This is a genomic window from Agromyces sp. MMS24-JH15, from assembly GCF_043518605.1.
Lineage (GTDB): Bacteria > Actinomycetota > Actinomycetes > Actinomycetales > Microbacteriaceae > Agromyces.
On sequence record NZ_CP171358.1, the window covers coordinates 558564 to 571816 of the forward strand.

Annotated in this window: 10 protein-coding genes and 1 pseudogene; 5 read left to right on the top strand and 6 right to left on the bottom strand. The window is 74.3% G+C overall.

The features are described 5' to 3' along the window. Positions 1–45 precede the first annotated feature (45 nt). The 3 genes from ACDF64_RS02565 to ACDF64_RS02575 all read left to right on the top strand — a co-directional run bounded on the left by ACDF64_RS02565 (position 46) and on the right by ACDF64_RS02575 (position 2782). On the top strand, positions 46–1158 hold the full coding sequence (locus ACDF64_RS02565) for a YbdK family carboxylate-amine ligase (protein ID WP_394553239.1): 1113 nt from the start codon (positions 46–48) through the stop codon (positions 1156–1158). Positions 1159–1245: 87 nt separating this feature from the next. Next, positions 1246–2037: a tryptophan-rich sensory protein gene (locus ACDF64_RS02570; protein WP_394553240.1), complete on the top strand. Its 792-nt coding sequence runs from the start codon at positions 1246–1248 to the stop codon at positions 2035–2037. A 58-nt stretch (positions 2038–2095) separates the two neighbouring features. Next, complete coding sequence (locus ACDF64_RS02575) at positions 2096–2782, top strand: alpha/beta family hydrolase (RefSeq protein ID WP_394553241.1); 687 nt, start codon at positions 2096–2098, stop codon at positions 2780–2782. A gap of 14 nt (positions 2783–2796) precedes the next feature. Here the strand turns inward: ACDF64_RS02575 and ACDF64_RS02580 are convergent, their stop codons facing one another. Further along, positions 2797–3741, bottom strand: a complete 945-nt coding sequence (locus tag ACDF64_RS02580; RefSeq protein WP_394553242.1) for an NADP-dependent oxidoreductase — start codon at positions 3739–3741, stop codon at positions 2797–2799. A 98-nt stretch (positions 3742–3839) separates the two neighbouring features. Between ACDF64_RS02580 and ACDF64_RS02585 the strand changes: the two genes are divergently transcribed. Further along, complete coding sequence (locus ACDF64_RS02585; RefSeq protein ID WP_394553244.1) at positions 3840–5501, top strand: molybdopterin-dependent oxidoreductase; 1662 nt, start codon at positions 3840–3842, stop codon at positions 5499–5501. An 86-nt stretch (positions 5502–5587) separates the two neighbouring features. Here the strand turns inward: ACDF64_RS02585 and ACDF64_RS02590 are convergent. From ACDF64_RS02590 to ACDF64_RS02610, 5 genes and pseudogenes are all read right to left on the bottom strand, one after another. Next, positions 5588–6789, bottom strand: a pseudogene (locus ACDF64_RS02590) (integrase core domain-containing protein). 228 nt (positions 6790–7017) lie between these two features. Further along, on the bottom strand, positions 7018–8910 hold the full coding sequence (locus ACDF64_RS02595; protein ID WP_394553245.1) for a DUF2207 domain-containing protein: 1893 nt from the start codon (positions 8908–8910) through the stop codon (positions 7018–7020). Positions 8911–8984: 74 nt separating this feature from the next. Next, entirely contained in the window at positions 8985–9398 is a 414-nt protein-coding gene (locus tag ACDF64_RS02600) for an HNH endonuclease (protein ID WP_394553246.1), read from the bottom strand. 20 nt (positions 9399–9418) lie between these two features. Beyond that, complete coding sequence (locus ACDF64_RS02605; protein WP_394553247.1) at positions 9419–11416, bottom strand: amidase; 1998 nt, start codon at positions 11414–11416, stop codon at positions 9419–9421. Beyond that, positions 11413–12447, bottom strand: a complete 1035-nt coding sequence (locus ACDF64_RS02610) for an agmatine/peptidylarginine deiminase (RefSeq protein WP_394553248.1) — start codon at positions 12445–12447, stop codon at positions 11413–11415. Before ACDF64_RS02610 ends, ACDF64_RS02605 begins: the two co-directional genes overlap by 4 nt. Positions 12448–12526: 79 nt before the next feature. Here ACDF64_RS02610 and ACDF64_RS02615 point away from each other — a divergent pair, with 79 nt between their 5' ends. Continuing rightward, complete coding sequence (locus tag ACDF64_RS02615) at positions 12527–13162, top strand: TetR/AcrR family transcriptional regulator (protein ID WP_394553249.1); 636 nt, start codon at positions 12527–12529, stop codon at positions 13160–13162. Positions 13163–13253 lie beyond the last annotated feature (91 nt).

A 13253-nucleotide genomic window follows, 5' to 3' on the forward strand; every position in this document is an offset into this window, starting at 1 on the left:
ACCGACCGTCCGGCTCCGCCCGCGCCCTTGGGGAGGTCTGCGGACATGACGACCACGTTCGGCGTCGAGGAGGATTTCGTCTTCCTCGATCCCGCGACCCTGCGCCCCGCGGACGTCGCGGCCCGCGTCCACGAGGAACTCCTCGAGGAGCCCGAATGGGCGCCGCACGTGCGCCGGGAGTTCCTCGCCTCGCAGCTCGAGCACGCCTCGGCGGTCTTCGACTCGCTCGAGGCCGCCCGCGCACCACTCGCCGAGTTCCGCCGACGGATCGCCGAGCGCGCGGAGGAGCTCGGCGTCTCGGTCGCCGGCATCGGCGCGACGCCCGACGCACTGCCGTTCCCCGCCGTGTCCCACCTCGAGAAGTACGAGCCGGTCGTGCGCGACATGGCCGGACTCATCGGCGACCACCAGTTCACGACGCTCGACGTCCACGTGGGCGTGCCCGACCGCGAGGCCGGCGTGGTCGCGATCAACACGATCCGCCCGTGGATCCCGCTCCTGACCGCGCTCGGCGGGAACTCGCCGTTCTGGCGGGGCTACGACACGGGGTACGAGAGCTGGCGGACCATCCAGCTCCGCCGCTGGCCGACCGCGGGCACGCCGCCGCGGTTCCGCGGCGCGACCGACTACGAGCACCGGCTCCGCGCGCTCCTCGTCGCGTCCGGGACGGACGACCCCGGGTTCGTGATGTGGAACGCGCGGCTGAGCGAGCACCTGCCCACGGTCGAGTTCCGGATGGCCGACGCGCAGCTCACCGTCGCCGACACGCTCTGCATCGCCGCACTCTGCCGCGGCCTCGTCGACTACGCGCTCGAGACCGAGGGCGGCGAACCCGGCGAGGCCGACGTGCACGGCGACGTCCTGAGCGCTGCGGTCATGCACGCGGCGCAGGCCGGCCTGCGCGACGACCTCTACGACCCGTCCACGGGCGACCCGGCCCCCGCGCGGACCGTCCTGGACCGCCTGCTCGAGCGGATCGGGCCGGCCCTCGAACCGACCGGCGAGTCGGACGTGGTCCTCGAGCTGACCGCCCGGATGGTGCAGCTCGGCACGGGCGCCTCGCGCCAGCGCTCGGCGTTCCGTCGCGGCGGCGTGCACGAACTGTCGAGCCTGTTCGGGACCTCGATGACGGCGGATGCCTGGCCGCGGGCGGCCTGACCGATGAGCACGGGGAGTCCTGCGACCGGAACCCTTCCGAACCGGGACCCGCATGTGGCGCGCGCGCAGCGGACGGATCGCATCCGCGTGACGGTCGTCGCGGCGAGCGCGCTCGTCGCGATCGCCGGCGCAGTCGTCGGCTCCGGCGTGTTCGGGGGCACGCCGATCCGGGATGCCGCGGACGGCGCGTTCGCATCGGATGCCACGCTGCTCGCACCGGCGGGCCCGGCGTTCGCCATCTGGACGGCGATCTACGCGGGGCTCGTGGCCTACGCGGTCTGGCAGGCGCTGCCCGCGCAGCGCCACCAGCACCGGCAGCGCCGCCTCGGCTGGGCCGTCGCGGCGTCGATGCTGCTGAACGCGGCCTGGATCCTCGCGGTCCAGGCGGGCCTGCTCGCGCTCAGCGCGGTCGTGATCGTCGTGCTCCTCGGCGTCCTGTGCGTCGCGTACGTGCGGTGCGCGAGGACGCCGCCGCATCGGCTGCGCGAGGCGGTCGTCGTCGACGGCACGATCGGCGCCTATCTCGGCTGGGTGTGCGTCGCGACCGCCGCGAACGTCGCCGCGGTCCTGGTCGCGGCGGGCTTCGACGGCTGGGGCATCCCCGCGGAGGCCTGGGCGATCGGCGTGATCGCGCTCGCCGCCGCAGCGGTCGCGGGGCTCGGCGTGGTCAGCCGCGGTGGCGTCGCGCCCATGCTCGCGGCGTCGTGGGGACTCGCGTGGATCGCCGTCGCACGCCTGACCGGCGAGCCGCAGTCGGCGGCGGTCGCCGCGGCCGCGATCGTCGCGATCGTCGCGATCGCCGTCGTCACGCTGGCCGCGCGCCTCGTCTCGGGCCGCAACCGGCGGCTCGGGTCGCCGATCGCGGGCCGCAGGGCGTGATGCCGCCCGGCGCGATCCCGCGCGCGCGATCGGCGCGCGCGTGCGGCAGCATGGGGGCATGACCGACGAGACCCGCCTCCGCATCGACGTCGACGGGACGCCGGTCTCGGCGATCGCGGCCCGGCCGGCCGGAGCCGACGCGACGGTCGTGATCGCACACGGTGCCGGGGCGGGCATGGAGCATCCGTTCCTGTCCGGATTCGCGCGCGCGCTCAACGCCGAGGGCCTCGCGACGCTGCGCTTCGACTTCCCGTACCGCGAGGCCGGGCGCAGGTTCCCCGACCGGCCGCCGGTGGCGATCGCCGCCTGGCGGGCCGCCGCGGCCGCGGCCGCCGGGCTCGCGGCCGACGCGGGCTCGCCGGGCGAGCCGATCTGGGCGTCGGGCAAGTCGTTCGGCGGGCGGATGGCCTCGATGGCCGTCGCCGACGGCATGCCCGCGGCGGGGCTCGTGTACCTCGGCTACCCGCTGCACCCTCCGGGCCGGCCGGACCGGCCGCGCGACGAGCATCTGTACGGCATCACGGCGCCCATGCTGTTCCTCCAGGGCACGAACGATCCGTTCGCGAACCCGAACGACCAGCTCGAGGACGTGATCGCCCGGATCGGGGCGAACGCCGTGCTCGAGTGGATCGACGGCGGCGGGCACTCGTTCGAGGTGAAGGGGCGGAAGCGGCCGCAGGACGAGCTCGGCGCGGGGCTCGCGCCCGGCACCGCGGCGTTCGTGCGCGCCCACGCGGCCGGGTGAGGCCGAGCCGGGGATCAGGGGATCAGGACGATCTTCCCGCGCACGTGCCCGGTCTCGCTCTGCCGGTGCGCCTCGGCGGCATCGACGAGCGGGTACCGGTGCGCGATCTCGAGGACGAACTCGCCGGCAGCGGCGAGTTCCGCGGCGACGCCGATCGCCTCGTACCGCCACGCCAACTCCTGCGCGGTGAGCGGCACCGGGCTGCCACCGCCCCACGCGCGGATGCCGAGCTCCGCGGCCTCGCGGCCCTGCACGATCGTCCCGATCCGGTCACCGTCCCCGACGAGCTCATTCGAGACCTCGACCGCCTCCGACGTGCCCGCGCCGTCGACGGCGACGTCCACGCCGCCCGGGGCCGCGGCCCGCACGCGGTCGGCGAGCCCCGGACCGTAGGCGACCGGGATCGCGCCGAGTTCGCGGAGATGGGCGTGGTTGTGCTCGCTCGCGGTCGCGATCACGGTCGCACCGAACCGGTGCGCGAGCTGGACCGCCGCCTGCCCGACCGCGCCGGAACCGCCGTGCCAGAGGAGCGTGGTGCCCTCGCCGACCCCCATCGAGCGGAGCACCTGGTACGCGGTGCCGACCGGGATCGGGATCGCGGCAGCCTCCTCGAACGTGACCGCGGGGGGCTTGCGGGTCAGTCCGCCCGACGGCACCACGAGCTCGGTCGCGTAGGCGCCCGTGACCCCGGACACGATCACCTCGTCGCCGACGGCCCAGCCCTCGACGCCGGGGCCGACCGTCGTCACGACGCCCGCGGCGTCGGAGCCGATGCGCCTCGGCGCGGTGATCTCGCCGCTCGGGCGGATCCGCGATCGGATCTTCCAGTCGATCGGGTTGACGCCCACCGCGCGCACCTCGACGACGACCTCGCCCGCGCGGGGCAGCGCATACGGGATCTCGCGGTACAGGAGCACCTCGGGCCCGCCGAACCGGTCGTATTCGATCGCGTGCGGCACGTGTCCTCCCCTGCGTCAGCGGGGTCGTTCGCCCCGCGGCCAGCATAAGCGGGCAGGCGCCGGGCGCGCAGTGGATGCCACGGCGTTACGCTGGCGGCATGGCCGATCGCCGGGCACGGGGGCGAGGATGGCTCGCCGCGCTGGCGGGCGTGGCTGCGGCCGTGCTCGCGGTCGGGCTGGGCGAGCTCGCGGCCGCGCTGCTCGCGCCCGGGTCGGGCCCGCTCGCCGCGGTCGGCGAGGCGCTCGTCGACCTCGCGCCGGCGTGGGCGAAGGACACGGCCATCGCGCTCTTCGGCACGGGCGACAAGGCCGCGCTCCTCGTGGGCATCGGTATCGTCCTGGTCGCGGTCGCCGCCGGTTCGGGCGTGCTCCAGGCGCGACGCCCGCCGTGGGGCGCCGTGGTGTTTTGGCTGCTCGGCGTGGTGGGCGCGATCGCGGCCGCGACGCGGGCCGATGCCGGGCCGCTGGCGGTGGTGCCTTCGGCCGTGGCCGGGCTGGCGGGCGCGGTCGCGGTGCACGTGCTCGTCCGGCGCCTGCCGGAGTCGGCGGTCGGCGCACGGGCGGGCGCGGAGCGCGGGGCATCCGGGGCATCCGGGGCATCCGGGGCATCCGGGGCATCCGGGGCATCCGGTCCGATCGAGGCATCCGAGCGCCCGGCGACCGCGCCGGGCTCGCGCGCATCGGCCGGAACCGACCGGCGCCGGTTCCTCCTGTGGACCGCGGGGACCGCGGTCGTCGGCGTGCTCGCGATCGTCGGCGGCACGGCCGCGCAGTACGGTCGTCGCGCCGTCCGCGCCGTCCGCGACGCGATCAGCCTCCCGGTGCCGACCACGACCGCGCGGATCCCGGCAGGCGCCGAACTGGCCGTCGACGGACTCGACCCGATCGTCACGCCGAACGCCGACTTCTACCGGATCGACACCGCGCTCGTGGTGCCCGAGGTCGACCCGGCGACCTGGACCCTGCGCATCCACGGCAAGGTCGCCAACGAGGTGACGCTCGACTGGGCCGAGCTCACCGCGCTGCCGTTCGCCGAGCACGCCGTCACGCTCGCGTGCGTCTCGAACGAGGTCGGCGGCAACCTGATCGGGAACGCCGTCTGGCTCGGCACGCCGATCCGCGACCTGCTCGCGCGCGCCGTCCCCGACGCCGACGCCGACATGGTGCTGAGCCGCAGCGTCGACGGCTTCACCGCCGGCACGCCGCTGTCGGTGCTGACCGATCCCGACCGCGACGCGATCCTCGCGATCGGCATGAACGGCGAGCCGTTGCCGATCGAGCACGGATTCCCCGTGCGGATGGTCGTGCCGGGCCTGTACGGCTACGTGTCCGCCACGAAGTGGGTCGCCGAGCTCGAGGTGACCCGGTTCGACGAGGCATCCGCGTACTGGACCGACCGCGGCTGGAGCGCCGAAGGACCGATCAAGCTGCAGAGCCGCATCGACGTGCCGCGCAACGCGTCGTCGGTCGCGGCGGGGCCGCTCGTCGTGGCCGGCGTCGCCTGGTACCAGCACGTGGGCGTCGCGAAGGTCGAGGTCCAGGTCGACGACGACGGCCCGTGGTACGAGGCCGACCTCGCGACCGCCATCTCGGACGACACGTGGGTGCAGTGGCGGTGGGACTGGAACGCGCCGTCGGGCGGGCACACCCTCCGGGTGCGCGCGACGGGTGCCGACGGCACCGTGCAGACCTCCGAGCAGGCCCCGCCCGCACCCGACGGCGCGACCGGCCTGCACCGGATCACGGTGTCCTCCAGCTGACGCGTCCCGTCCCCATTTCAGGACCACGGTCCCGTTGGGCGCATATGCGCCCTGTGATGTATCGGGACATCGGTGACGGTTCTGCATCAGGACATCGGTGACGTTTGGTGTGTCAGGACATCGGTGACGTTTTCGGGGTTGGTGGGCGTGGTCCGCGGGGGCGGCCGTTGCTGACGTACGTGGTGCCGGGTGCGGGTCGGGGGTGCTCGATCAGGATCGTGCCGTCGGTATCGGCGAACGTGATCGTCTCGGGGTTCTCGATGATCAGGATCTGGTGTCCGGCGAGTCGCCCGTCGATGTGGAACTTCACGCCGCGGACCTTGATCCCGCCGTTGGCCTCGACGCGTGCGAGCCGGACCTCGTCGGTGCTCGCAGGGGTCGGGTCGTAACTGCGTGGGCGGGTCGGCTCGATGGGCCGGGGTCGGGGTGGTTCGGCTGTCGGGGTCGCGTCCCAGGCCTGTTGCGGGGTGATCCGGCCGGGTAGGCCCTGGTGCGGGCGTTCGCGGTTGTAGATCCTGTCGAACCGGTCGACCTGGGCTTGGAGTTCGGCGAGGGTGTTCGCGAGGGGCTGTTGGTCGAGGAACCGGAACAGGGTCTGGTGGAAGCGTTCGTTCTTGCCCTGCGTGGTCGGTTTGTACGGTTTTCCGGTGATCGGTTCGATACCGAGCCGGGACACGTGGATCACGAGCCGGCCGTGGATGCCGCGACGGGACGGGTTCAACGCCGTCCCGTTGTCGGTGAGGAGCCGTTGCGGGACCCCGTGCGCGGTGATGCCCTTATCGACCACGGCGATCGCCGCGTCCGAGGTTTCCGACCATGCCACGAGCGACGCGACCGCGTACCGGGAATGGTCATCGATGAGTTGGAAGATCACGCACCGGCGGCCGCCGGTCAGGACGTACTCGGTCGCATCCAACTGCCAGCACGCGTTCGGTGCCGGGTACACGAACCGGCGGTACGCGGCCCGCGGCTTCTTCCTCGGCTCCGCACGAGCCACTCCCGCGTCACGGAAGATCCGCGCCAGCGACGCCGTCGACGGGGGGATCATCCCGAGGCTGAGCATCCGGTCGTGCACGCTGATCGGCCCGTGATCCAGACCCGACTGCTCCAGCGCGGCCCGCACCTGGATGGCGTGGACCTTGATGTCCGCACCGATCCGGGACGGGCTCACGGCCGGGCGTTTCGAGCGTGGCTCGAGCGCGGCCGCCGGCCCATCCGTACCGACCCGTCGACGGATCTCGTAGAACGTCTTCCGTGAGATTCCGTGCTCGGCACAGAACGTCGTCACCGCACCCCGCGGTGCGTCCGGTGGCCACTGCGTGATCGCGAGACGGACACGGGGATCGACAGGCTCGTTTCTGCTCACCCCGCCATCAGAGCCGCAGAAGTGTCACCACCAAACACCCACGAAGTGTCACCGATGTCCTGATGCAGAACCGTCACCGATGTCCCGACACATAACAGGCGCATATGCGCCCCGAAACGGCTGTGGTCCTGAAATGGGGACCGGGACGGGTCAGACCCCGCCGCCGCCGCCGCCTCCGCCGCCGCCGCCCGCGGACGCGCCGCCGCCCGAGCCGCCCGACGAGCTCGAACTCGCGAACGAGGCCGCCGAGCTCGACGAGACCCCGCTCACGGCCGAGACGAGGACCGCGGTCGAGAACGCGTGGTGCCCGTTGTACCAGTCCGGCTCGCGTCCGGCCTGCTCGTACGCGCGCCCGAGCACGTCGGCCCACTCGCGCTCGTGGCCGAACAGCACCGCCCACGGCAGCAGCCGCTCGTTCAGCTCGAGCACCTGCTCCGGGTCGCCGGCCGCGATGGGCGTGCGCTCGGCGCCGACGGGCGACTGGAGCACGCGGATCCGGTCGGCCTCGGCGAGCCGGATGTACAGGTCGAGCCCCGCGAGGTGATCACGCAGCTCGGCGCCCTTGGGCTCGAGCGCCGTCCGGAGGACGAGCGGGATCGCGATCCCGTCGGCGAGGACGGCCACCGCGACGAACAGCCACGGCCACGCGCCGCCGACGACCTGGTCGGCCGAGATGATCGCGAACACCAACGCGAGCACGAGCCCCGCGCCGGTGAGCCCGAACACGAGCGCGAGCCAGCCGGCCGGGCGCTTGCGCCGGTATCCGCGGGTGGTCGCGGCCGTCGCGCCCGACGACAGCACCTTCTGCAGGCTCTGCCCGATGCTCGTGTTCTTCTCGGCGAGCGATCGTCGCTCGCCGGGCGTGAGTGTGCCGCCGAACACGGCGTGGAGGGTCCGCTCGTCCTCGGGGGTCGCCTGGAGCCGCCGCCGCCACGCCGCCTGCGGGACATCCGCCGGCGGTTCGCGGTACTCGAGTTCGTAGGTGGGCTTCCGCGAGAGCCAGCCCTTCGGCTCCCCCTCGACGATGCGCATGCGCCCGAGCACGGCGAGCTGCAGCAGCTGCGCGGTGAGCGCGTGCGAGGTGCGCTTGCCGACCGCGGCCGCGAGCGGGATGCCGATGCCGGGCGGCGGCAGGTACTCGGGCACGATGAACGGGCGGCCCTTCGCGTCCCGCAGCTTCGCGATCCTGACGACGATCGCCGCGATCAGGCCGAGGAACGCGAGCACGCCGCCGAGCGCGGCGAGCACGGGCCAGGGCGCCGCGAAGAAGCCGTCGTCGCGGGCGGCGAACGTGCCCGGCTGGAAGCCGATCGCGAACGTGAGGGTCTGGTACGGCCCGACCTGCGGCGCCTGGAACGCCCAGCCGCCCTCGACGAGCGCGATCTCGGCCGGCGTCTCGGAGCCGAACGAGCCGACGACCGCGTCGACGCCCCCGGTCGCGGCGCCGAGGATGTCGGCCGGTGCGTGCACCGTCGCGGTGACCTGGCCGAACGGCTGGGCCCAGTTCTCGCCGTTGACGTCCCAGTAGAACTCGTCGGCGTTCGTGTCGGCGTAGTACCGCGTGACGTTCCGCTGCGTGTACGTGATCACGTACGTCTGCAGCCCGTGGACGAACTCGTCGGCGGCGATCGTCAGGGTGAGGAGGTGGTCCTCCCACTCGGCCTCGTACGGGCGCGGCGTGCCCTGCTCGTCGGTCACCGACCGCACTTCGAGGTCGGTGGGGTGCCCCTCGTAGTCGCCGACGAGGACGCGCCGGATGCCGTGGTTCTGGTCGAAGTCCGGGAACTGGGCGACGAGGGTCTCGACCGTGGTCAGCGTCGAGCGCCCCTCGGCGTCGCGGCCGAGCGTGTAGTCGCCGTCGAAGGACGCGAAGGCGAAGTCGTCGACGCCGGCCGGGACGGCCGGGACTGCCGCGACGACGGGGGCGGCGGGCGCGACGTGGCCGGCCGGCATGGCGGCCGCGGGCGCGGCGAGCGCGGCGGATGCTCCGCCGAGGGCGAGGAGCGCGGCCGCGACGGCGGCCGGGATGACACGGAGTCGCACGGGCTCAGCCTAGGGAACGGGCCCCGGGCGGGGCATCCACGATTTCCCTGATGTCGCGCCGCGCGCGACGCCGCTCACGCGGGGTCCGGCGGATCGGGCGCGTCGGCGGGATCGACCGGATCGGGGGTCGGAGCCGCATCGGCGAAGCGCGCGACGAGCGCGTCGCGGATCTCCAGGTGGCGCAGGAGGAACGCCCGCTCGTCGAGGTGCTTGCGGCGGAGCCATCCGGCGACCTCGTCGTTGCACTTGCTCGCGTTGCACGAGCCGCACGCCGGCACCACGTTCGGCAGCGTGTAGCGGCCGCCGCGCGAGATCGGCAAGATGCAGTCGCGCTGCAGCGGTCGATCCGTCGCGCCGCAGTACGCACAGCCCCGCCAGGCCTCGGTGAGCGCCGCCCACTGCGCGTCGGTGAGGTCGTGCGCGACGCGCGCCATCCGGCGCTGGCGTCGACGCGCGTACGTCGCCGCGCGGGACCGGTTCGCCGCCATGGCGTCAGGGTATCCGGCGGTCAGCCGAGCGGCGGCGTCCTCGGCGGCGGGGTGCGGCGCGAGCCCGTCGCCTCGAAGGCCGCCGCGAGCCGCAGCAGGGCGGTGTCGTCGTAGGCGCGGCCTGCGAACGTGAGGCCCACGGGCATGCCGATGTCGGACATCGTCCCCATGGGCACGGTGACGGTCGGGATCCCGAGGTGCCGGGCCACGAGGTTGCCGTTCGCCACCCAGACGCCGTTGCGCCAGCCGAGGTCGGCGGATGCCTCATTCACGTCCATGTCCGCCGGGCCGACGTCGGCGACCGCGGGGAAGACGACGGCGTCGAGCCCGAGCCCGTCCATCCACTCCTCGAGGTCGACCCGACGGGTCTCCTCGAGGCCGCGGAGCCCGGCCTCGAGCTCGGGCATGTCGGCCCAGGTCGCGCCCGGGTGGGCGCGCACCCAGCCGGGGTACTCGGCGATGTCGTCGTCGAAGCCCGTGTAGCGGTCGGGCAGTGCGCCCTCCGGGTGCGGGGAGATCGTCGCGCCGTCGAGGTCGGCGAGCGTGCGCAGCGCCGGGTCGCCGTTCGCGGCGAGGAAGTCCTCCCACGCCCACGCCGAGAGGTCGACGATCTCGCGGCGCAGGTACGCGGGGCTCACGAGGCCGCGCGTCGCAATCGTCGGCGCTCCGGGCCGGTCGCCCTCGTAGTTCGACACCACCGGGAAGTCGACCTCGACGACGGTCGCGCCCGCGGCCTCGAGGTCGCGGCGGGCGGCCTCCCAGAGCGCGATGACCGAGGGTCGCGTGTCGATCCGGCGGCCGGTCGGGCCGCCGATGCCGACGGCGGCGCCCTGAGCCTGTCGAAGGGATGCCCCGGGCTCGGCCGTGCCCGCGAGCGGGTCGGCGTTCACGTACATGCGCGGGACACCGAGGCGCCGGCCGGCGAGGGCGGCGCGGGCCGGGGCATCCGCCGCACCCGAGGCATCCGCACCCGGGGCATCCGCCGCACCCGCGGGATTCGCACCCGCCGTCGCGCCCGGCAGCAACGCGACGTACGACGGCGGCCGCACCTCGGACGCCGCGGGCACCCCGACCCACGGCTGCGCGCGCCAGAAGTCGCCGCGCGTCTCGGGGTCGTCGGCGACGATGACGTCGAGCACCTCGAGCAGGTCGGCCATGGTGCGCGCGTGCGGCACGACGACGTCCATGGTCGGCACGAGCGGCCAGTTGCCGCGCACCGAGATCACGCCGCGCGATGGGGTGTAGGCGCAGAGCGCGTTGTTCGACGCGGGCGCGCGGCCGCTCGACCACGTCTCCTCGCCGAGCCCGAACGCGGCGAAGCTCGCCGCCGTCGCGGTGCCCGACCCGTTCGACGAGCCCGAGCCGAACGCCGCCGTCAGGTAGTCCCCGTTGTACGGGCTCTCGGCGCGTCCGTAGACGCCGCGCTGCATCCCGCCGTTCGCCATCGGCGGCATGTTCGTGAGGCCCACGCAGATCGCCCCGCCCGCGCGCAGGCGCTCGATCGTGAACGCGTCACGCTGCGCGACGAGGGCGGCGAACGCCGGGCTGCCCGCCGCGGCCGTGAGGCCGCGCACGAGGTACGAGTCCTTCGCGGTGTACGGGATCCCGTCGAGCGGGCCGAGCACCTCGCCGCGCGCGCGGCGCGCGTCGGAGTCCGCGGCCTCGGCGAGCGCGTCGGGGTTCCGCACGACGACGGCGTTGAGCGCGGTCGCCGTGCCGGGCGCGTCGTACGCGTCGATGCGAGCGAGGTACGCCTCGACGAGCCCCACGCTCGTCGCCGCGCCGGTGTCGAGCGCGGCGCGCAGGTCGGCGACGGATGCCTCGACGACGTCGAATCCATGGGCGTCGTGGTCGCGATACGCGTCGCCTTCGGCGGCGCTACTCGACCACCGGGGCGCGTCGCCTTCGGCGGCGCCACTCGACCACCGGGGGGCGTCGCCTTCGGCGGCGCTACTCGACCACCGGGAGGCGTCGCCTTCGGCGGCGCTACTCGACCACCGGGAGGCGTCGTCGCTCATCGCGCCACCGCGGGCTGCTGCTGCGTGATGCAGTGGATGCCCCCGCCACGGGCGAACAGCGGGCGGGCGTCGACGGTGACGGCGCGACGGCCGGGGTAGGCGGCCTCGAGGATCTCGCGCGCCTGCGCGTCGGCCCGCTCATCGCCGAACCCGCACGCGATCACGCCGCCGTTCACGACGAGGTGGTTGACGTAGCTCCAGTCGACGAAGCCCTCGTCGTCGCGCAGCGTCGCCGGAGCGGGCAGGCCGACGATCTCGAGGGCGCGGCCCGAGGCATCCACCTGCTCGGCGAGGTGCGCGCGCAGCTGGCGCGTGACCTCGAAGTCGGGATGCCCCGGATCGCGCTGGTCGTGCAGGAGGAGCCGGCCCGGCGAAGCCAGGGTCGCGACGATGTCGACGTGGCCGTTCGTGCCGAAGTCGTCGTAGTCGCGGGTGAGGCCGCGGGGCAGCCAGATCGCGGTCGTCGCGCCGATCGTGCGCGCGAGCTCGGCCTCGACGCGCGCACGGTCGGCGTAGGGATTCCGCCGCGGGTCGAGCTGCACGGTCTCGGTCACGAGCACGGTGCCCTCGCCGTCGACGTGGATGCCCCCGCCCTCGTTGACCAGGAGGCTCGAGACGAGCTCGGCGCCGGCGAGGTCGGCGATGATCCGCGCGTGCTCGGCCGACTTCCGCCACTCCGACCAGGCGGGCGCGCCCCAGCCGTTGAACACCCAGTCGACCGCGCCGAGCACGCCGGGCCGTTCGTCGTCGACCACGAAGGTGGGGCCGTGGTCGCGCATCCAGAACTCGTCGACGGGCGCCTCGACCTGATCGACGGCCGCGCCCAGCGTGCGCGCGGCGCGCTCGCGCTCGGACGGGTCGACGAGCATCGTGACGGGCTCGAACTCGGCGACGGCGTGGGCGACCGCCGTCCACGCGGCGTAGCCCTCATCGCGCTCGGCGGCCGTCTCGCCGAGGGTGATCCCCTCGGCCGGGAACGCCATCCACGTGCGCTCGTGCGGCGCGGTCTCGGCGGGCATGCGCCAGGTCATGCGGGCACCTCCTCGGTGTCGCCACAATATTGATCAAATGATCAATAACTCGGGCGACGGTACCTAGACTGGGCATGCCATGTCAAGCGCCGACCGCACCCGGGCGCCGCGGAAGTCGCCCGACGCCCGCCGCGCCGAGATCGCCCACGCCGCCCGCGACCTCGCCCACGAGCACGGACTCACGGCGCTCACGTTGCGCGCGGTCGCCGCGCGCATCGGCGTCGCGCCGGGGCTCGTCGCCCACTACGAACCGAGCATGGACGCGCTCGTCGCCCGCACCTTCCGCGCCGTCGTCGCCGCCGAGCTCGACGAGGTCGGCGCGCTCGTCGCCGCCCGCCCCGACCCGCCCGCGCGCCTCGCGGCCCTGCTCCGGACGCTCCTCGACAGCGCGCGCAGCGACGTCACCGTGGTCTGGGTCGAGGCGTGGGCGCTCGGACGGCGCAACGAGCCGCTCGCGCACGCCGTTCGCGAGGAGATGGACGCCTGGCAGTCGCTCATCGAGGGCGTCGTCGCCGACGGGGCATCCTCCGGCGCCTTCCGGGTGGCCGACCCCGCCGTCACCGCCTGGCAGGTGCTCGGCATGATCGACGGCCTCAACGCCCAGGCCCTCGTCCGCTGGGGGGACGCCGGCGAGCGCGGCTCCCTCATCGAGCACGCGGTCGAGGGAATGCTCGGGCTCGAGCGCGGGACGCTCGAGGCGGCGTCGGCCGCCTGACCCGTTCCGCGGCGATGTCGGATGCCCCGACTACCGTTGGCACGACGGGCGGCCGGCCCGGCCGGGTCACGCCGGGCACGGCGCGGGGAAG

Coding starts and splice junctions, on each gene's coding strand:
- ACDF64_RS02565 (WP_394553239.1), top strand. CDS start 46: ATGACGACCACGTTCGGCGTCGAGGAGGATTTCGTCTTCCTCGATCCC.
- ACDF64_RS02575 (WP_394553241.1), top strand. CDS start 2,096: ATGACCGACGAGACCCGCCTCCGCATCGACGTCGACGGGACGCCGGTC.
- ACDF64_RS02585 (WP_394553244.1), top strand. CDS start 3,840: ATGGCCGATCGCCGGGCACGGGGGCGAGGATGGCTCGCCGCGCTGGCG.
- ACDF64_RS02600 (WP_394553246.1), bottom strand. CDS start 9,398: ATGGCGGCGAACCGGTCCCGCGCGGCGACGTACGCGCGTCGACGCCAG.
- ACDF64_RS02605 (WP_394553247.1), bottom strand. CDS start 11,416: ATGAGCGACGACGCCTCCCGGTGGTCGAGTAGCGCCGCCGAAGGCGAC.
- ACDF64_RS02610 (WP_394553248.1), bottom strand. CDS start 12,447: ATGACCTGGCGCATGCCCGCCGAGACCGCGCCGCACGAGCGCACGTGG.
- ACDF64_RS02615 (WP_394553249.1), top strand. CDS start 12,527: ATGTCAAGCGCCGACCGCACCCGGGCGCCGCGGAAGTCGCCCGACGCC.